General features: G+C 69.4%; 12 protein-coding genes and 2 pseudogenes. 6 read left to right on the forward strand and 8 right to left on the reverse strand.

Annotated features, from left to right (window positions below; translation table 11 throughout):
* The first annotated feature begins 61 nt into the window (after positions 1 to 61).
* Genes FRANCCI3_RS00980 through FRANCCI3_RS00990 form a run of 3 tightly spaced genes read left to right on the forward strand, consistent with a single transcriptional unit; the run spans position 62 to position 6,178 of the window.
* A complete protein-coding gene (locus FRANCCI3_RS00980) occupies positions 62 to 1,813 on the forward strand; it encodes a type I restriction-modification system subunit M (RefSeq protein ID WP_011434663.1) in 1,752 nt (583 codons plus the stop codon).
* The gene (locus FRANCCI3_RS00985) at positions 1,803 to 3,053 is read left to right on the forward strand and encodes a restriction endonuclease subunit S (protein WP_011434664.1); all 1,251 of its coding nucleotides are present in this window, start codon (positions 1,803 to 1,805) and stop codon (positions 3,051 to 3,053) included. The genes FRANCCI3_RS00980 and FRANCCI3_RS00985 overlap by 11 nt, the downstream gene beginning before the upstream one ends.
* On the forward strand, positions 3,053 to 6,178 hold the full coding sequence (locus FRANCCI3_RS00990) for a type I restriction endonuclease subunit R (protein WP_011434665.1): 3,126 nt from the start codon (positions 3,053 to 3,055) through the stop codon (positions 6,176 to 6,178). Before FRANCCI3_RS00985 ends, FRANCCI3_RS00990 begins: the two co-directional genes overlap by 1 nt.
* A 1,021-nt stretch (positions 6,179 to 7,199) precedes the next feature.
* Here the strand turns inward: FRANCCI3_RS00990 and FRANCCI3_RS00995 are convergent.
* Genes FRANCCI3_RS00995 through FRANCCI3_RS01015 form a run of 5 tightly spaced genes read right to left on the reverse strand, consistent with a single transcriptional unit; the run spans position 7,200 to position 14,107 of the window.
* Positions 7,200 to 9,443, reverse strand: a complete 2,244-nt coding sequence (locus FRANCCI3_RS00995; protein WP_162238918.1) for a biotin/lipoyl-binding protein — start codon at positions 9,441 to 9,443, stop codon at positions 7,200 to 7,202.
* Positions 9,444 to 9,450: 7 nt separating this feature from the next.
* Complete coding sequence (locus FRANCCI3_RS26575; protein ID WP_011434667.1) at positions 9,451 to 10,509, reverse strand: DUF5666 domain-containing protein; 1,059 nt, start codon at positions 10,507 to 10,509, stop codon at positions 9,451 to 9,453.
* 25 nt (positions 10,510 to 10,534) lie between these two features.
* Positions 10,535 to 11,770: an ABC transporter permease gene (locus tag FRANCCI3_RS01005; RefSeq protein WP_011434668.1), complete on the reverse strand. Its 1,236-nt coding sequence runs from the start codon at positions 11,768 to 11,770 to the stop codon at positions 10,535 to 10,537.
* Positions 11,770 to 12,684, reverse strand: coding sequence for an ABC transporter ATP-binding protein (locus FRANCCI3_RS01010; protein ID WP_023840162.1), 915 nt, complete (start codon positions 12,682 to 12,684; stop codon positions 11,770 to 11,772). The genes FRANCCI3_RS01005 and FRANCCI3_RS01010 overlap by 1 nt, the downstream gene beginning before the upstream one ends.
* Entirely contained in the window at positions 12,638 to 14,107 is a 1,470-nt protein-coding gene (locus FRANCCI3_RS01015) for an efflux RND transporter periplasmic adaptor subunit (RefSeq protein ID WP_011434670.1), read from the reverse strand. Before FRANCCI3_RS01015 ends, FRANCCI3_RS01010 begins: the two co-directional genes overlap by 47 nt.
* Positions 14,108 to 14,333: 226 nt before the next feature.
* Between FRANCCI3_RS01015 and FRANCCI3_RS28855 the strand changes: the two are divergent.
* A pseudogene (locus tag FRANCCI3_RS28855) lies at positions 14,334 to 14,567 on the forward strand (TetR/AcrR family transcriptional regulator C-terminal domain-containing protein); the annotation flags it as partial.
* Between the two features lie 29 nt (positions 14,568 to 14,596).
* Here the strand turns inward: FRANCCI3_RS28855 and FRANCCI3_RS28495 are convergent.
* Positions 14,597 to 14,725, reverse strand: a complete 129-nt coding sequence (locus tag FRANCCI3_RS28495) for a hypothetical protein (protein ID WP_255361092.1) — start codon at positions 14,723 to 14,725, stop codon at positions 14,597 to 14,599.
* Positions 14,726 to 15,481: 756 nt separating this feature from the next.
* On the opposite strand from FRANCCI3_RS28495, the gene FRANCCI3_RS28860 reads away from it, so the two are divergent.
* Entirely contained in the window at positions 15,482 to 16,195 is a 714-nt protein-coding gene (locus FRANCCI3_RS28860; RefSeq protein WP_011434673.1) for an SDR family oxidoreductase, read from the forward strand.
* On the forward strand, positions 16,087 to 16,437 hold the full coding sequence (locus tag FRANCCI3_RS01025; RefSeq protein WP_023840158.1) for a hypothetical protein: 351 nt from the start codon (positions 16,087 to 16,089) through the stop codon (positions 16,435 to 16,437). Before FRANCCI3_RS28860 ends, FRANCCI3_RS01025 begins: the two co-directional genes overlap by 109 nt.
* A gap of 59 nt (positions 16,438 to 16,496) precedes the next feature.
* Here FRANCCI3_RS01025 and FRANCCI3_RS28865 read toward each other — a convergent pair.
* Positions 16,497 to 17,331 (reverse strand): annotated as a pseudogene (locus FRANCCI3_RS28865) (thiopeptide-type bacteriocin biosynthesis protein).
* Between the two features lie 14 nt (positions 17,332 to 17,345).
* Entirely contained in the window at positions 17,346 to 18,629 is a 1,284-nt protein-coding gene (locus FRANCCI3_RS01035; RefSeq protein ID WP_236701427.1) for a lanthionine synthetase C family protein, read from the reverse strand.
* Between the last annotated feature and the right edge of the window lie 84 nt (positions 18,630 to 18,713).

Here is an 18,713-nt window from a genome sequence, read left to right on the forward strand (position 1 = left end):
CATGGCCCGGACGCGGGCGTCCGGCATCCCGTCTTCGCGTGAGATCCCCTCAAGGAGCCCTGTGAGCACCCTCGGTAGTTTCATCTGGTCGATCGCCGACCAGCTTCGGGGTCCCTACCGCCCCAACCAGTACGGCAACGTGATCCTCCCGCTCACGATCCTGCGCCGGCTCGACTGCATCCTCGAGCCCGACCGGGAGACGGTCCGCGAGCTCGCGCGGACGTTCGACAACCCGAACCGGCTGAAGATCGAGGTGAAGAAGGCGACCGGCAGGCCGTTCTACAACACTTCCAACTACGGATTCAGCAACCTCCTGGCCGACGCCGACGGGCTGGCGGACAACCTGGCCGACTACCTCGACCGATTCTCGGCGGACGTCGACGTGTTCGAGTACTTCGACTTCAAGAAGGAGATCCTCGCGCTGGAGAAGGCGGGGCTCCTGCGCGAGATCATCACCTCGTTCAAGGCGATCGATCTGCACCCCAAGGTGGTGTCGAACGCCGACATGGGCGATGCGTTCGAGTACATCATCCGCAAGTTCAACGAGGCCGCGAACGAGACCTCCGGCGACCACTACACCCCACGCGACGCGATCCGGCTGCTGGTCGACCTGCTCTTCGCCGAGAAGGAGGCCGACCTGTCCGAGGCCGGCATCGTGCGTACCCTCTACGACCCGACCGCGGGCACCGGCGGCATGCTCGCCCTGGCCGAGGAGCACCTGCTCGCGCAGAACCCGGACGCGAACCTGAGCCTGTATGGCCAGGAGTACAACCCGCAGTCGTACGCGATCTGCAAGTCCGACCTGCTCGCCAAGGGCCACGACGCGACCAACATCGCCTTCGGTAACACGCTCACCGACGACGCCTTCAAGGGCAGGAAGTTCGACTTCTGCATGTCCAACCCGCCCTACGGCGTCGACTGGAAGCAGTACGCCAAGAAGGTCACCGAGGAGCGCGACGAGGCGGGCCCGTACGGCCGGTTCGCCCCCGGCCTGCCGGCGACCTCGGACGGGCAGATGCTCTTCCTGCTCCACCTGGCCCACAAGATGCGGGCGCCCAAGGACGGCGGCGGCCGGGTCGGGATCATCATGAACGGCTCGCCGCTCTTCAACGGCGCCGCCGGGTCCGGCCCCTCCGAGATCCGCCGGTGGCTGCTGGAGAACGACCTGGTCGAGGCGATCGTCGCGCTGCCGACCAACATGTTCTTCAACACCGGCATCGCCACGTACATCTGGATCCTCGACAACACCAAGCACCCCGACGCCAGGGGCCTGGTCCAGATCATCGACGGCACCTCGTTCTGGACCAAGATGCGCAAGAACCTCGGTTCCAAGGGCCGTGAGATCTCCGACACCGACCGCGAGAAGGTCGTCAGCCTGTACGTCGACTTCCTCGACGCCGACCCCGACTACTCCAAGGTGCTGAGCAACGACGAGTTCGGCTACTGGACCATCACCGTCGAGCGACCCCTGCTTGGCGAGGACGGCAAGCCGGTCGTCGACCGCAAGGGTCAGCGCAAGCCCGACCCGAAGAAGCGCGACACCGAGAACGTCCCCTTCACCTACGGTGGCTCGACCGCCGGCCGGGCCGGCAAGCTCGACGTCATCAACGCCTACTTCGACGCCGAGGTGAAGCCGCACGTCCCCGACGCCTGGATCGACTGGGCCAAGGTCAAGACCGGCTACGAGATCCCCTTCACCCGCCACTTCTACAGGTACGTCCCACCCCGCCCCCTCGCCGAGATCGACGCCGACCTGGACAAGCAGATCGCCAAGATCCTCGACCTCCTGCGGGAGGTCGAGGGTGATCGCTGAGAGGCTCGACCTCGTCGACTCCGGTGTGTCCTGGCTCGGGAAGGTCCCGCCGCACTGGACCACAAAGCCACTGTGGTCCATGTTCGAACGCATCAAGGATGTGGACCATCCGGAAGAGCAGATGCTATCCGTCTTTCGCGAGTACGGCGTCGTGGCGAAGGACTCGCGCGACAACATCAACAAGACTGCCGAGAACCGCAGCATCTACCAGCTCGTCCACCCAGGCTGGCTGGTCGCCAACCGGATGAAGGCATGGCAAGGTTCGGTTGGCATCTCCTCGCTCCGCGGGATCGTTTCCGGTCACTACATCTGCTTCGCGCCGCGCCATAGTGAGGACGCCCGCTACCTCAACTGGCTCCTTCGCTCGACCACCTACACCAACGGCTACGCACTGCTCTCGCGCGGAGTGCGCATCGGTCAGGCCGAGATCGACAACGACGAGTTCCGGCTGATGCCGATCCTGCTCCCGCCGCTAGGGGAGCAGCGCGCCATCGCCGACTACCTCGACCGCGAGACCGCCCGCATCGACACGCTCATCGAGGAACAGCAGCGTCTGATCGAAATGCTCCGTGAGCGGCGCCGGGCAGTCGCTTTGCACGCGATCGATCAGCAGATCCATGCGGGCGCGACGACAGACAAACTAGGTCGCTCTACTCGAATCGGCAACGGGTCAACTCCGAGGCGTGAGACTGCCAGCTATTGGCGTGACGGAGAGTTCCCGTGGCTGAACAGTTCCGCTGTCAACGAGTCTCGTGTCACGCACGCCGACCAATTCGTGACCGACATCGCACTCTATGAATGTCACTTGCCAGTCGTTGCTCCAGGCTCGGTCTTGGTGGGTCTGACTGGCCAAGGAAAGACACGCGGAATGGCAACGCTTCTTGAGATCGAGGCGACGGTGAACCAGCACGTCGCGTACATAGCGCCTGATCGAGGCACATGGTTGCCGGAGTACCTCCTGTGGTCGCTCAGGGCGTCGTATGACGACCTCCGACGCTTGAGTGAAGAGAACGGCAGTACGAAGGGTGGGCTCACTTGCCAGGCGCTAAAGCAATATCGGCTTGCTGTACCACCCCTCGATGAGCAGCGTCGCGTTGCCGCTTACCTTGACGAGCAGACTGCGAAGATTGACTCGCTGATCGGCGAGACCGAGCGGTTCATCGAGCTGGCCCGTGAGCGGCGGGTGGCGCTGATCACGGCGGCGGTGACGGGGCAGGTCGATGTGCGGGGGATGGTCTGATGGCCGACTACCACGAGGTCGTCTTCGAGTCCGAGATCTGCGCGTACCTGGAGGCTCATGGGTGGCTGTACTCGGCGGGCGACTCCGGGTATGACCGTGAGCGGGCGCTCTTCCCCGCGGATGTGTTCGGCTGGTTGGAGGAGACTCAGCCGGCGGCGTACGGGAAGGCGTTGAAGGCGGCCGGGTCGGCGGCGAAGTTCCTCGATGTGCTGGCCACGGCGCTCGACAGGCCGCTGGAGCACGGCGGCGGGACGTTGAACATCCTGCGCAACGGGGTCGTCTACATCGGTGGTGGCCGGTTGAAGCTGGCGCAGTTCCGGCCGGAGACCAGCCTGAACGCGACGACGGTGGCGCAGTATGCGGCGATGCGGGTGCGGGTGATGCGGCAGGTGCGCTTCTCCACCGCCGATCAGCGCAGCATCGACCTGGTGTTCTTCGTCAACGGGCTGCCGGTGGCGACGGTGGAGCTGAAGACGGACTTCACGCAGTCGCTGGACGAGGCGATCAGCCAGTACCGCAAGGACCGGCGCCCGGTCACCAACGGCCGGGCGGAGCCGTTGCTGTCGTTCGGGCATCGGGCGCTGGTGCACTTCGCGGTCTCCAACGACCTGGCGGCGATGACCACCAGGTTGGAGGGGGAGAAGACGCACTTTTTGCCGTTCAACATCGGCCACGACGGCGGGGCGGGGAACCCGCCAGGTGCCGAGGGGCGGTCGGCGACGGCGTACCTGTGGGAGCGGGTCTGGGAGAAGGACGCCTGGCTCACCATCGTCGGGCGGCTGATGATCGTGGAGACCCGGGAGGAGTGGGACGTCGCGACGGGGACGTCGGTGCGACGTACCAGCATGCTCTTCCCGCGGTTCCACCAGTGGGAGGCCGTGACGACCATCGTCGACGCCGTACGCGAGGAGGGCGTCGGCCACCGGTACCTGATCGAGCACTCGGCCGGGTCGGGGAAGACGAACACGATCGCCTGGACCGCACACCGGCTGGCGCGGCTGCACGTGGACGACGAGAAGGTCTTCGACACGGTCCTCGTGGTCGTGGACCGGACGGTGCTTGACGGGCAGCTTCAGGAGGCGATCCGGCAGATCGACGGGTCCGGCAGGATCGTGGCCACGATCAGCCCGGAGGACGTCCGCAAGGCCGGCGCGACGTCGAAGTCCGGGCTGCTGGCCGCCGCGCTGCGGAACGGCGAGCTGATCATCGCGGTGACGGTGCAGACGTTCCCGTTCGCGATGGACGAGATCCAGGCGGACAAGGGGCTGACGGGCAGGAAGTTCGCCGTGATCGCCGACGAGGCGCACTCGTCGCAGTCCGGCAGGATCTCCTCCCAGCTGAAAGCCGTGCTCACCGCCGAGGAGATCAAGGACCTCGCCGACGGCGGCGAGGTCGCCCTGGAATCGCTTCTGGCGGCGCGGATGAGCGAGCGGGCCGACTCGCCGAACATCTCCTACTTCGCGTTCACCGCGACCCCGAAGGCCAAGACGCTGGAGATGTTCGGGCGGAAGGGGCCGGACGGGAAGCCGGTCGAGTTCCACCTGTACTCGATGCGGCAGGCGATCGAGGAGGGGTACATCCTCGACGTTCTGCGTGGCTATCAGTCGTACGACACCGCGCTGAAGATCGCCGGTAAGGCCACCGCCGACAGCGAAGTCGAGGAAAGCGCCGCGCGTAAGGGGCTGATGCGGTGGGTGAAGCTGCACCCGACCAACATCAGCCAGAAAGTCCAGATCATCGTCGAGCACTTCCACGCCAACGTCGCCCACCTGCTGGAGGGCAGGGCGAAGGCGATGGTCGTCACCGACTCGCGCAAGGCCGCGGTGAAGTACAAGAAGGCGATCGACGCCTACATCGCTCGCCGGGTCGCGGAGGATCCGTCGTACACCTACCGCACGCTGGTCGCCTTCTCCGGGTCGGTGACGATGGACGAGAACGAGGTGTGGACCTCGGAGTGGGGGCCGGTGCCGGCGGAGGACGTCGAGTTCACCGAGACCAACCTCAACCCCGGCGCCGGCGCGGACCTGGCCGCGGCGTTCAAGGGCGGGACCTACACGATCATGCTGGTGGCCAACAAGTTCCAGACCGGCTTCGACCAGCCGCTGCTCTCGGCGATGTACGTCGACAAGAAGCTCTCCGGGGTCACCGCCGTGCAGACGCTCTCCCGGCTCAACCGCACCCACCGCACCGCGGGCGGGGAGATCAAGCGCACGACGTTCGTCCTCGACTTCGTGAACACGCCCGACGACATCCGGGCCGCGTTCGAGCCGTACTTCACCGGTGCGACCCTGGAGACCGAGACCGACCCGTACGTCGTCGCCCACCTCGCCGCCAAGCTCGCCCAGACGGGGATCTACACCGCCGACCAGGTACGGAACGTCGCCGAGTTGTGGGTGAAGCGGAAGGGTAACAACGCGCTCTCGGCCGCGATCGCTCCGGCGAAGCACGAGTTCGCGAGCCGCTACGCCGCCGCGATCGAGGCCGATGACAAGGTCACGCTCAGCACCCTCGACCTGTTCCGTCAGGACGTCTCCACCTACGTCCGGCTCTACGACTTCATGAGCCAGATCGTCGACTACGGCGACCCGCACCTGGAGATGCTCTCCATCTTCCTACGCCTCCTGGAGAAGGTCATCGCCGACTCCTCCTGGGCCGCCGAGGTCGACCTCTCCGACGTCGTCCTGGTCGGGGTCAGACACGAGAAGCGGATCGCCGTCGACATCTCGCTGACCGGCGACGGCGAGCTCAAGGGAATCAGCGCCGCCGGAACCGGCGCCCGCAAGGAGCCCAGGTACGTCGCGCTCCAGGTCGTGATCGACAAGATGAACGACCTCTTCGGCGCCGAGTCCTTCACCGAGTCGCAGATCCGCGAGTTCGTCGACGGCCTGGTCCAGCGACTCCTCGCCTACCCCGACCTCGTCAGGCAGACCCAGGTCAACTCGAAGAAGCAGTTCATGGACTCCGACGACTTCAAGGCCGTCGTCACCGAGGCCGTCCTCGACAACCAGGAAGCCCACAACACCATGGCCGACTACTTCTTCAGCGACGGCCCTGGGATCAACAGCGTCATCCTTGCCCTCGCGGACGCCTTCTACGAGGTCGCCACGTCACAGGAGACCGACTGACAGAATGTCCGGTCAGGGGCGCTTTCGTCCCTCGGGAAATCGGCCTGCTCCGAGCCACCGGCATCAGTCGGGTCACGGCGTCCAAAGCGTCGGCATGGCCGTCGCGAGATGACCGAACGCCGCCTACAGAAACCCGATCACCGGATCCTGGCCCTCTGCCTCCGAAGACCGTGACCTACCGAAACCGGTCCCTCACCGCGCCAGTATAGCGGCGCTCCAGAGCCCATAGGCGCGGGTCTCGCGCCGGATCCGCCAGCACCCGTCGTGACCGGCCACCGAGCCCTGGGCGCGCTGCGTCGATCATGCGTGCCTGAGCAAGGGCGTACTCGGCGGGGCGCCACCGGAACCGGTCATGTTCAGCCCGAGGCCGAGCTCGCCTTGCCCGGCCGAGAGTGGTTGGTCCGTGACGGGGCAGGGCGCTGGCTTGGACCATCTCAGGGTGGGTAGGAGACTCATGCCAGCGTGATGGCTACTCAAGATCCACGGTCACGCGGCGCAGGCGCTCGGGTGTGCACCTCGTGAACCCGGACGACGAACCAGCACCCGGCAGCCGCCGGCACCCCGGGACACACAGAGTGCCCGTGACCTGCACGAACACACACATGACGGCACTATGCGATACTAGACGGCAGGCTGTCCTACGGGCTTTTAACCGGCGGGTTTCCCGCCCTGCAGCTGCCGCGAACCTTGAACGATATTGGTTTGGCCTGCATCGTTCGAAAAATTGACCCTCCGGCGCGGGTCCGTCGGGCCGCGCGTGTGCTCGATGTGTGCTCATTGTGTCGTCACCCGCTAAACGATCTCCGTTTGTCGCGCTGCGTCGCGGGCGAACCCGGCCGCCGGGAGAGGCGGGCTCGCGGCGATGTACCAGATGATTTTGATCGCTATGGCGGGCCAGTGCTGCTATGTCGGAGATCAACAAGCCGAGAAGTCCTGATATCTGACTATGCCTGCGGTCGCGCGGTCGGCTCCGACGCACGAGTCTTGTCAACGGTTTCCGAAAACTGGATCTGGATCTGGCTCAGCCACCCCGGGCGCGCTGGACGCCCCGGCCCCCGGCACCGCCACCGCCCCCACCCGCGCCGAACAGCCCGCCCCCGCCGCTCAGAGCTCCGCCTCTGGTGGACGATGAGTTCGTGCGTGCCGACGGCAGCGCCGCGTGCAGGTCGGCGAGGATGACCTGGTTACCGGCGGTGAGGCCGGACGTCACCTCGGTCCGGTCGGCCCCCACCGCCCCGGTGGTCACCCGGACGGTCACCGCCTTGCCCTTCCGCAGGACCGAGACCGTGCTCAGCCCGCCGACCCGGTGCACCGCCGAGGTCGGCACGGTCAGCATGTTCCGGACCTCCCGTACCACGATCGACACGGTCGCGCCGGTGCCGTCGAAGAGCTTCGTCCGCGTCGCCGCCAGTGCGATCTTGACGGGGTAGGTCGTGGTCGACCCGGTTGTGCTGTTCAGGACGCCGATCGAGGAGACGGTGCCGGTCAGCGGCGTCGACACGCCGTCGACGGTGACGTCGGCCCGGTCGCCGGGCCGCACCAGGTCCACGGCGGACAGCGGGACCGTGGTGACGACCTGCTTGCCACCGGCGCCGAGCACGGTGATGGCGTTGGTGCTGGAGAACGCGCCGACGGTCATCCCGGGTGAGATCGAGACGGCGGCCACCGTCCCGGTGACGGGGCTGGTCAGGGTCGTCTCCGCCAGGTTCTGCTGGGCCAGCGCCACCTGCGCGACAGCCGCGTCGATGGCGGCCTGGTCGGCCGCGAGCTGCTCGGCGGTGACGACCCTGGCCGCCCGGCTGGACGTACCGCCGCTGGACGTACCGCCGCTGGACGTACCGCCGCTGGACGTACCGCCGCCCACGCTGCGGGACGATCCCGCCGAGCTTCCGGAGCGGACGGTCGATCCTCCACCGGAGGAGCTGGGGGCGGGACCGTGGCTGGGGGCGGGAGCCGGCCCACCCGTCGCACCTGGCACCCACGGGGCCGGCGCGCTCAGCGGACGGGCGCTCGAAGTGGCTGGTTGGGTTGGTTGGGTTGGTTGGGTTGGTTGGGCTGGTTCGGTCGGGATGGCCGAGGCGGCCGGAGCTGTCGGAACGCCGGCTGTCGGAACGCCGGCCGTGCCGAGGTCGCGGACCGCAGCGTCCAGGTTCAGTTTGGCGGCGGCGAGTTGGGACACCAGCGTGGCCAGGTCCGACGGCTGTGACGGCCCTGGCGATGTGCTGTACCTGGCGACGAGGGCACCGATCGCGTGCTGGCACTGGAGGGCGTCAACGGAACCGGTCGGGTCGGGATCCTCGATCTTCACCGTGTACGGCGTGCCCGCGTCTAGACCGGTGAAGGCATAGGAACCGGTCACGGAGGCGACCACGGCGCCGTCCCGGAGCAGAGTGATCGCGTCGTCGGCGCCGGCGGTCCCGCTGATCTTCCCGGTGGCGTCCGACGGGGCGGCGAGGACCGGCGTCGTCGTGTACGTGATCGGCGCGCGGGGCGGCCCGGCGACCACCACGCAGCCTCCGCCGGGGGACGTCAGCTTCCCGAGATCGGCGCCGAGGCCGGCCAGCACGCTGTCGAGGGACGACTGGGCATTCTCGACGTCCTGCTGCGCTGTGGTGACCGCCGTCAGGAGGGTGCCCGGCTCCGTCGTCCCGTTGTCCGTCGTCCCGGCTGGAGCCGCCGCCGGGGTCGGCGCCGGGGAGCGTCCGGTCGAGGAACTGATCAGTTCGATGCCGGCGGACGACGAGCCGCCCCGGAACGAGCTGCCCGTCACGTCTGCCAGGGAGGTGGCCACGGCCCCCGCCGCTGTGAACGTGCCCGGGCCCGTCCCCGAAGCGGTCGCCGACGAGGTCTGGCCCGACTCGTCCGCGGTCAGTGCCAGCCGCGCGTTCGCCAGCGTCGCGTTCGCCGCGTCCAGGGCTCGCCGCAGCGGCCCCGGGTCCAGGCCGGCCAGCGTCTGCCCGGCCGTGACCTGGTCACCGATCGCCACCGGCACGGCGGTCACCGTTCCGGCGACCGGAAACGCCAGTGTCGCCTTGTTGACTGTGGCCACCGTTCCGACCGAGGTGAGGGCCTGGGTCACCGACGCCATGCTGGCGGTGGCCAGCCGGTAGGAGGGCCCCGGGCCCGCCGTGACCGCGAGCCCCGTTCCGACGCCGGTACCAGCCAACAGCACCGCTGCCGTGCCGCCCACCACGACCTTGCGGGGCCGACCCAACCGGCGGCGCGACGGCCGCGGCTTCTCCTCAGGCGCTGCCTTCTCGGACACTGCCCCTTCAGGCATTTGTGGACCCGGTGCGACCGGAGCCGGTGGCGCCGGAGCCCGCACTGCCGCCCCCCTGGCCGCCGAAGCCGCCGCCGCCGAAGCCGCCGCCGCCGAAGCCGCCGCCGCCGAAGCCGCCGCCGCCGAAGCCGGCGGTGCAGCGGCCGTTCGTCTTCGGGCTCAGCGTGATGTGGGTCGCCGTGACGGCGCCAGTGTCGTCGGTCTGGCCGTTCGCGGTCGCGCACTGCCCGACGGCCAGTGCCTTGGCCGCCGCGGTGACCGACTGGGTGTACCTGGTGTCCCCGTTGACCTGCGCAGTGTAGGTGATGGCTGCCCCGCTGCCGCTGCCGCTGCCGCTGCCGCTGCCGGTGACGGTGATGGTCGAGCCGGACACCGAGGCCACCTTGCCCTCCGCGCGCGCGCCGAATTCGTCTCGGAAGCCTCCCGGCCCTCGGGTGCCCAGCGAGCGCGGACGCGGGCTGCCGCTCGGCCGGGGCTGGCCGGTCGGCCGTCGCCCGGCGGTCGGCTGTGTGCAGGCGTCCCCGACCGGCTGGCTGATCAGCACCGTCGTGGCGGTGAACGAGGTGGGCCTCGGCCTGGGGCTGGGCGCCGCCGAGTCCGGCGTGCCACCGGTGCCGCCCGCGCCGCCGGCCGGCGAACCGGATGCCCCGTTCCCGGTCGGCACGTCGGCGGCGAAGACGCACACCCCTGGCCTGACGTCGGCGAGGGTCGCGGCGATGATCTGGGTGAACGTGGTCGTCCCGGTGAACTTCACCGTCACCTGCCCCGACGGCTGGCTCTGGACCTCGATGCTGCCGGAGCTGGCGCTGGCGGCGTCGACCTCGGCGATGGTGCCGAACGCGGCCGGGCCGCCGGCGCCGGATCCACGGCCCCCCTGACTGGGCGGGCCGCCCGGCTGGCCGGTGCTCGGACTGCCCTGTGCCGACGCCGCGGTCGAAGAGCCACCGCAGCCGGCGAGCGCCGCGACCAGCATGGTCGTGGCGGCGGCGAGGGCGAGCCGCGTCGGGCGGCCGCCGGTCAGGGACCTGGTGAGCGGTGCTTGACCAGTCAAGATCTCGATCCTCGTCCTGGGATGGCTACTCGCTGCGGAGTGCGTCGATGGGAGCCAGCCGGGCGGCCCGGCTAGCGGGGTAGACGCCGAAGGCGATACCGATGGCGACGGCCACGGCGATCGCGCCGAGCACCGCCCACCACACGATCGCCACCGGGTTGTCGATGAAGTGCGGCAGCACCAGGGCGCCGGTGATGCCCAACAGCGCGCCGACCACCCCGCCGGCGAAGCTGAGCACGGACGCCTCGGCCAGGAACTGGCGTCGGATCGCCGCCGGTGGTGCGCCCAACGCCTTGCGCAGCCCGATCTCGCGGGTGCGCTCGGTCACCGAGACCAGCATGATGTTCATCACGCCGATCCCGCCGACCAGCAGGGACAGTGCCGCGATGCCGGCCAGCAGCACGGTGAGGGTCTTGCTCACCGAGGTCGCGGTGTCCAGCAGCGACTGCTGGCTGATGATCGTGAAGTCGGCGCTGGCCGGGTTGGCGATGCCGTGCTGGTTCAGCAGCAGGTCGGTCGCCTCCTGATAGGCCGCTGAGAGCGTGGACGACGAACGTGCCTCGATGTAGATCGAGGAGACCGAGGTGCGGGTCGTCCCGCCGAACAGTCGGCTCGCCGCGGTGGACAGCGGCACGACCGCCTGGTCGTCGAGGTTGCTCGTGGTGTTCGAACCGGCCGGATCGAGCACCCCGACCACCGTGAACGGAATGTTGTTGATCGTCACGCTCTGGTCGACCGGGTCGCGTCGGCCGAACAACTGCTCGGCGGTGTCCGAGGCGAGGACGGTCACCGCCGCCGACTGGGCGTCGTCCGTGGTGGTGAGGAAACGGCCCTCGGCGAGGGTGCGGTTGCGCACCGGGCGCCAGGCCGCAGTCGTGCCGACCACCGTCGTCGTCCAGTTCGTGGCCCCGTTCACCAGCGTCAGTTGGCCCTGCTTGACCGGGGCGACCCCGACGATGTCCGGTGTGGAGACCGGTGACGACAATGCGGCCGCGTCCGTCATGGTCAGCGTCGAGGCGGAGCCGAACCCGCCGCGCAGGCCGGTGGTGGGGCTCGTCGAGCTGCCTGGCGAGACGATGAGCAGGTTGCTGCCCAGGGCACTGATCTGCGATCCGACCTTGTTCTGCGTGCCGACGCCGAGGCCCACGGTGAGCACCACCGCGGCGATCCCGATCAGGATGCCCAGCACAGTCAGCCCGGAGCGCAGCCGGTGCGTGCGGATCGCGTCCCACCCGGTGCGCAGCGTCTCCAGCCAGCCCATCAGGATGCCGCCGTGTCGGACTCGACCAGGCCGTCCCGGATCCGCACGACCCGGTGCGCCCGGGCCGCCACGTCCAGCTCATGAGTGATCAGGACGATCGTCCGGCCCTGCTGGTGCAGCTCGTCGAGGAGGTCCAGCACGTCACCGGTGGCGGTGGAGTCCAGGTTTCCGGTCGGCTCGTCGGCCAGGATGAGCGACGGGTCGCCGACCAGCGCCCGGGCCATCGCGACGCGTTGCTGCTGGCCGCCGGACAGCTCGCCCGGCCGGTGCTCAACCCGGTCGGCGAGGCCGACCCGGTCGAGTGCCGCGACGGCCCGCGCCCGGCGGACCTCGCGGCGCATCCCCCGGTAGGTCAGGGGCAGCTCGACGTTGCGCCACGCGGACAGCGACGGCAACAGGTTGAACTGCTGGAACACGAAGCCGATCCGGCGGTTGCGGATCTCGGCCAGGTCGGCCTCGCTCATCCCGCCGACGTCCTCCCCAGAGAGCCGGTAGCTGCCCGAGGTGAGCACGTCGAGGCAGCCGATGATGTGCATCAGCGTCGACTTCCCGGACCCGGACGGCCCGACGATCGCGACGTACTCGCCGGTTCCGATCCGGGCCGAGACACCACGCAGCGCCGTGACGTCCAGCGATCCCGCCCGGTAGGACTTGGTCACCTGGTCCAGCTCGATGACAGGGGCGTTGACGACGAGGGTGTCGTTGTCCGAATACGGCGGGAGCGGCGTCGCCGGACCCGCCGTCCCTCCCGACCTTGCCTGCTCTTGCCCTGCCTGCTCTTGCCCTGCCTGCTCTTGTCCTGTCTGCTCTTGTCCTGCCGGTTCCTCCGGCGTCCAGGCCAGTTCGTTTTCCGTTGTCCCGACCACCTCAGCCACCCCCGCCGAAGCCGCCGCCCCGACCAGCGGAGCCGCCACCCCCGCCTCCGGGGAAACCGCCTCCGCCGCCGAACCCGGCACCGCCCCCGAACCTGCCCGTACCGCCCTGGCCCGTGGCCCGGCCCGGGCCGGTTCCGGACCCGCTCCGGGTGGCCACCTGCGGGGTGTCGACCACGACCTTGTCGCCTTCCGACAGCCCGGAGACGACCTGCGTGAAGCCGCCTCCGGTGGGTCCGGTCGTCACGGTCGTGGCGGTCTTCCTGCCGTTGGACAGGACGTAGACCGTGGGCTTGCCGTCGGCCTGAGTGATCGCCGCTGTCGGGACGACCAGAACGTCGCCGAGCTGCTTGTAGGTCAACGAGACTGTCGCGGTGTCACCCGCGTGCATCCCGCCGGGGCTGCCGGTCACCTTGATCATAACCGGGAAGGCTGCCGTCCCTCCGGAGCTCGACGCGATGAGGCCGACCGACGACATCGTCCCGTAGACCGTGTTCCTGCCGGCGTCGGAGGTGCCCGCACCGCCCTGGCTCGCGGGACCGGAACCGGCTCCCGGCCCGCCGCTACCGCCAGTTCCACCGCCACCGCCGCCACCGCCGCCACCGGGGAGCCGGCCGATCGGCACGCCTCCGGTGCCACCCGTGCCCGGCACGATCGTCGCCTGGTCGCCCTTCGCGATCAGACCGACCCCGCTGGAGTCCACGGTGGCGTTTACGATCCACGAGTCGGTGCTGATCACCAGGATCTGTGCGCCGGACGACGAGCCGGACGAGCCCGACCCCGAGCCCGACCCCGAGCCCGACCCCGACCCGGCGGCCGACCCCAGGCCGGACGAGGCGGCGCCGCCCGATCCGGACCCGCCTGCCGAGCTCGCGGATCCGCCGGACTGGCCTGATCCGCTCCCGCCGGAGGATGCCGCCACCTGCTGGCCGACCACCAGGGACAGGCTCGCCACGACACCCTTGACCGGTGCGGTGAGAGTCGCGCCGTCCAGCGCGGCCTGCGCGGTCGACACCCCGTCGGTCGCGGTCGTCACCGAGGCCTGATCGACGGCGAGCTGTGTGCTGGACGCCCCGGAGTCCTGGTCGGAGGCTAGCTTGGCCTGGCTGTTCGCCAGCGTTAGCTTGGCTTGGACGAGACTCGCGGTCAACGACGCCGAGTCGATGGTCGCCAGCGGCTGGCCGGCGTTCACCGGGTCGCCCTCGCCCACCAGGACGCTGGTGACCTTCCCCGCCGCCGTGAAGTTCAGGGCTGCCTCGGTGGCTGGTTCGATCGTTCCGGTCGTCGTGATCGACTGTTTGATGGTCCCGATGCTGGCGGCGACGGTCCGCGACGAGGGGGCGGCCGGCCCGGACGAACCGCCGCGGGTGAACACGTAGGTCGTGACCGCCGCGGCGACGACGACTGCCGTGACCGTGGCGACCACCCACCGGTGGCGCGCGATCAGCCGGACTGGAGAGATCATGAGCCGCCGTTCGCGGATGGCAACTGATTCTGCACGGCGGCAAGCATCGCGGGGATAGCTGAACCTGGCCTTTACGGCACCTGTGCGTCAGCTATGAGTTCACCGGCCCATCGTCGCGGTTGGCGGTCGGGTCGAATGCTGGTGATTGATTGATGTGAATCCGGGGTTTGTGTTGTCGTGCCGTTCCGGCGGTGGTTCGCTGCCGGTGCCATTGCTGCTGGAGGCGATGGTCGACGCGCTGCTGGCCGGAGTGACGTCAGACCTCGACGAGCGCCAGCCCTGGCACGACCAGGTCGCCCAACTCGCTCATCGTCTGCACGAGGCACGGCTGTCTCGCCGCGACGGTGCTCGGCTGTTCGCGGGCGTCTTCTTTCCCCTGCCCGACGCGCTGGCGTACGGCGAACAATTGGTCTCCGCTCTCCGCGTGGGGGGACTGTCCAGCCGAGATGCCGCGTGGTCGACGGACACGATCACTTACTACGTGGTCAGTCACAGCACTGAGGAACAACTGAGGAACAACTCGCCGCCGCTCTGCCCGATCCGTCCGCGAGCGCCGCACGGCTCATTGGCCCGGTCGGTCCACGACGTCACCCGCAGCTGTTCGCTGCGCTCGACCATCTCCCTGCTCCGCACCAGAAGGAGCACTTCGACTTCGGCCTGCGTCTTGTCATCGGCGGCATCCGCCGTGCCGTCGGGTAAACAGGATCATGGGCGGCCGGTGCCTACCCGCGGCGATCCGAGTACCGTCGCCCAGGCCATGAGATGGCCCTCGGCCACGCGCCACGCGCCACGCGCAAGCCGTCCAACACGATCGCGATCCGCGTGGTGCGGTGCTCCCTGCTGGCGGTCGGATTGGCAGACCTGACGGCCTGCTGCTATTGGGAGATCAGGGTATCTGTCATTGGTAGAGTAGAGACACGGTCGACGCCGGCTCGCCGGCCGGTCATTTCATCATCGCGGGCAGCTCCGCACCGCGAGGGGCAGTGGTCCACTCGGGCGCGGGACGTATCGTGCCGCTGCGGACGCGCCCGCTGAGCATGGCCGAGCAGGACGTCGACAAGCCGACTGTGAGCCTCGCCGCGCCACGCCCCCGACGATGTGGCGCTGCAGGAGCAGGCAGAACACGAAGACCGGCAGGCAGGCCAGGTCGCTGCCGGCCCCCAGGCCGCGGCGATCCCGAGCACCGTCGGCACGAAGCCGATGGTGATCCGCACCTGGATGCACAGAGGGATGGCCTTGCTCGGGTGGTAGGCGGCCCGGGTGAGGCCGGTGACCACAGTAGTCGTTGGGGACGGGGCTTCTCGTAGGTCAACTCCTGTACCGGTGTGCCGGAATTTCCTAGAAACCGCGGTCCGTCGCCACCACGATGGTCCCATGATCTTGATTACTGGTGCGACCGGCACCGTCGGTCGCGAGGTGCTGCGCCTCCTAGTCGGCCGGGGCGCCCGGATTCGGGCGATGACGCGAGAACCAGCCCGTCTCCGTCTTCCTGATGGCGCGCTGATCGATGTCGTGCAGGCCGACTTCGAACGTGCTGACTCGCTCCACAGCGCGGTCGCTGGTGTGGACAGCGTCTTCCTGCTGACCGCTCCGAGCCCCACCGGCTCGGTCGCCGAGCATGACCTGGCCATGATTCAGGCGGCCCGTGCCTACGGCGTCCGGAAGGTTGTCAAGCTGTCCGCCATCGGCGGGAAAGCCGATGACGCCGACAATCTGCCCTCGCCCAGGCACCGTGCCGGCGAACAGGCGCTGGTCGCCAGCGGACTGACCTGGTCCGCGCCGGATTCGATCCGTCCATCGCGGACTCCGCCGTCGACGGCTACCAGCTCGTCCGGGACGGCGGTAACGCAGTCATCACCGACGATGTCGACCTGTTCGATATCAGGCCCCCGGCCAGCGCGGCTTCGTACGCGCCGAGTCCTGATGCGCCCAGCGGGCCGGCTCGGGCAGGGCAGATCCCGCCGGATCGGAACCGGGCCATGGCGAGGGCGGCGGCGCTTGAGGATCGGCTGTTCGCGACCGCGCCGCCACCGACGCGGGGCCGGGAACATGGTGCCTTCGGCCGGACCGTGCGCGGGGAGTGGGTGACCGCGGATCTGGTCGGCCCTTCCAACCTGCGCCTTTTCCTCGGCGTCCTCGACCGGCCGCTGGAACCCGCGCAGCTGGGCGCCTACCGCCGGCAGCGTGGCGCCGCCAGCCGCGACTTCGATCGGCTCCAGGTTGCCGTCGGGCGGCGGTTGATGGTCGTCGTGGCCCGTGGCACGGACCGTGAGCCCGACTGGGTGGAAGTGACCGGCCATCTCGGGCCCCCGCAGGCTGGCGAGGTCTGACGCCGGGACCCATCGACGAAGTCTCCCTACGGCGGCGCGCACGGCGACGCTAGAAGGTGTCACAGGGCGGACCCTGAGCGTAGGAGCCGGGGATGGTCAGGGCGTAGCCGATCAAGGTGATGGGCGGGACCGAGGACGGCTTGCCGGGCGGCAGTCGCGAGGATGGCCTGTGCGCGGGCGGGGAGGCCGAGCCGGTTCCAGTGGAAGATCACGTGTAGTGCGATGATGGCACGTATCCAACGGGTAAGCTGGCCCTCTTCGCGGAGCTTCCGGAGCGTTCCGCCCGCGTCCTCGAACGCGTCGAGCCAGCTGCCGAGGAGGTCTGCGCGGGCTTCGCCGACGAGGAGACGGTGGACGTCGCCTGTGAAGGAGGCCCAGACCTGCGGGTCCGACGGCGGGTTGGCGAAGACCGAGCGCTGCTCTGCGATCCGTGCCCAGACATCTCCTTGCTCGTTGAAGTCGAGTCCTGCGGTGCGCATGAGCGCCGTGCACAGCACGAGGGAGTGTTCGCGCCGGTCGGTCGGGTTGGTGGCGAGGAACGACAGCAGGTGGTTGCTGTCGTGGTGGAACAGCTCGTGGGCGGCCGTTCATGCTGGCGGGGCCGCCGAAGGCGTGGACCTCTGGCTCGTAGATGTCGGCGGTCCAGCGGACTCCATCGGTGAGCAGCGCGTGGGGGCGGTCGGTGGTCGTGTCGTACTGGCCGTCCGTGTCCTGCGCGGTCAGGTAGCGGATGCGCCAGGCGCCCTTGCGGATGAAGAACCAGGAGGTGATGAGCCCGTCCGCCTCGGCGCGGGGCAGGATGCGCGCCAGGTGACCGATGGCTTGGTCTTCCCGCCCGCGGGGCTGCGGGCCGGGGTAGCGGATGTTCAGCTGTTTCCATGGGGTCTCGTGCATGTCGGGCCTTCCGGTCAGCAAAGCAGGAGGCAGGCGTCCCAAGACGTCGTGGTCCCGGCCACGGCGAGCTCGGCCCCGGCCGACCCGTCGAGGAAGCCAGGGGATGCGTCCGCCGCAGCGGCGGTGTCCTGGTGCAGACGCAGCAGCGGTGCGAGGGCGATAGGGGTTCGCGCGTCGGCCGCGATCCGGCGTGCGGTGGCGAGTAGCCCGGCGGTCCCGTGGCAGAGGCCGGGTTCAGTGAGCCGGGCCAGTTGGGCCGGGTCGCGGATGCAGGCGGCGAACGCCGTTTCAGCGAGGTGCTCGCGGGTGGTGTCGCCGAGGGCGCGGGCGGCGAGCTGTTGGGTGCGGGCGATACCCGGAGCGCCGTAGCACCACGATGGCCGCAGCGGGCCGCGTTGGCGGGGCTCGCCGCAGTCGAGGTCGTCGAGCGTGACGAACTCCGGCCACCACGATCCTTCGCTGGCTGGCCGCCGCCAGGTATCGAGCCACTGGCAGATCGTCCTGAGCGCCTGTTCCTGTCCGTCGACTCGGACGCCGTCGAGCAGGGCGAGGGCCAGAAGCGCGGCGGGGCCCGTGATGCCGTGGGCGATCCCGTGGTTGCCATGCCCACCGGGCGGGCCGGCCTTCGTGCGGCTGGGGCCGTGGGGGCACCACCAGCCGGGCAGGCCGTCGATCGGCTCCGTGAGAAGCACCAGGTAGGCGAGGACCTCGCGGAGCAGGTCAAGATCGTCGAGGCGGCGGGCTACGACGCCGAGCCCGGTCACCCCGCCGGGCCGGGCGGCCACATGACGGCGCCCGCAGCCGCACACGACCCGGTAGAGATCATGCTGGGTCACGGTCGACCCGGGCCGGTTCGACATCGTGGGACTGGTGCGAACGGGCGACCCCCGCCGGCCTCGCCCCGGCCAGCGACACCCCACAGTCACACACCCCGACCGGAAAATGCGCCTCGACCCGGTCCGGGTCCTCCCGCCAAGCCAGCGTCCACCCGTCCTGCCCGGCTGCTTACCACGTTTCTTCTTCCCGCCCCCGGCGGCACGGCGCTCAGCCCGGTTCGGCCCCACCCGGCCCGGCAGCACCCCGTCCGACGACGGCGGCAACGACGGGTTCCCCGAGTTCCGCGAGCCCGCCCGCCTCAACCGGTCGACCTCCGCCGCCAGCTCCTCGACCCGACGTTCCTGCCCAGCCAGCCGCTCCTCCCGCTCGGCGATCCCGGCCCGCAGCTGTTCGATCAGCCCCGCCCGCGCCACCACGAGAGCAACCAGCTCCTCACGCGACATCTCCTCCGGCGGCGGCACCCCACCACATCACCACACGCACCAGATCCGATGCGCCACACATCAGCCAACAGTCGGACCCGGAACGAGCGCCAACCACTCACA

This window comes from Frankia casuarinae, from assembly GCF_000013345.1.
Classification (GTDB): domain Bacteria; phylum Actinomycetota; class Actinomycetes; order Frankiales; family Frankiaceae; genus Frankia; species Frankia casuarinae.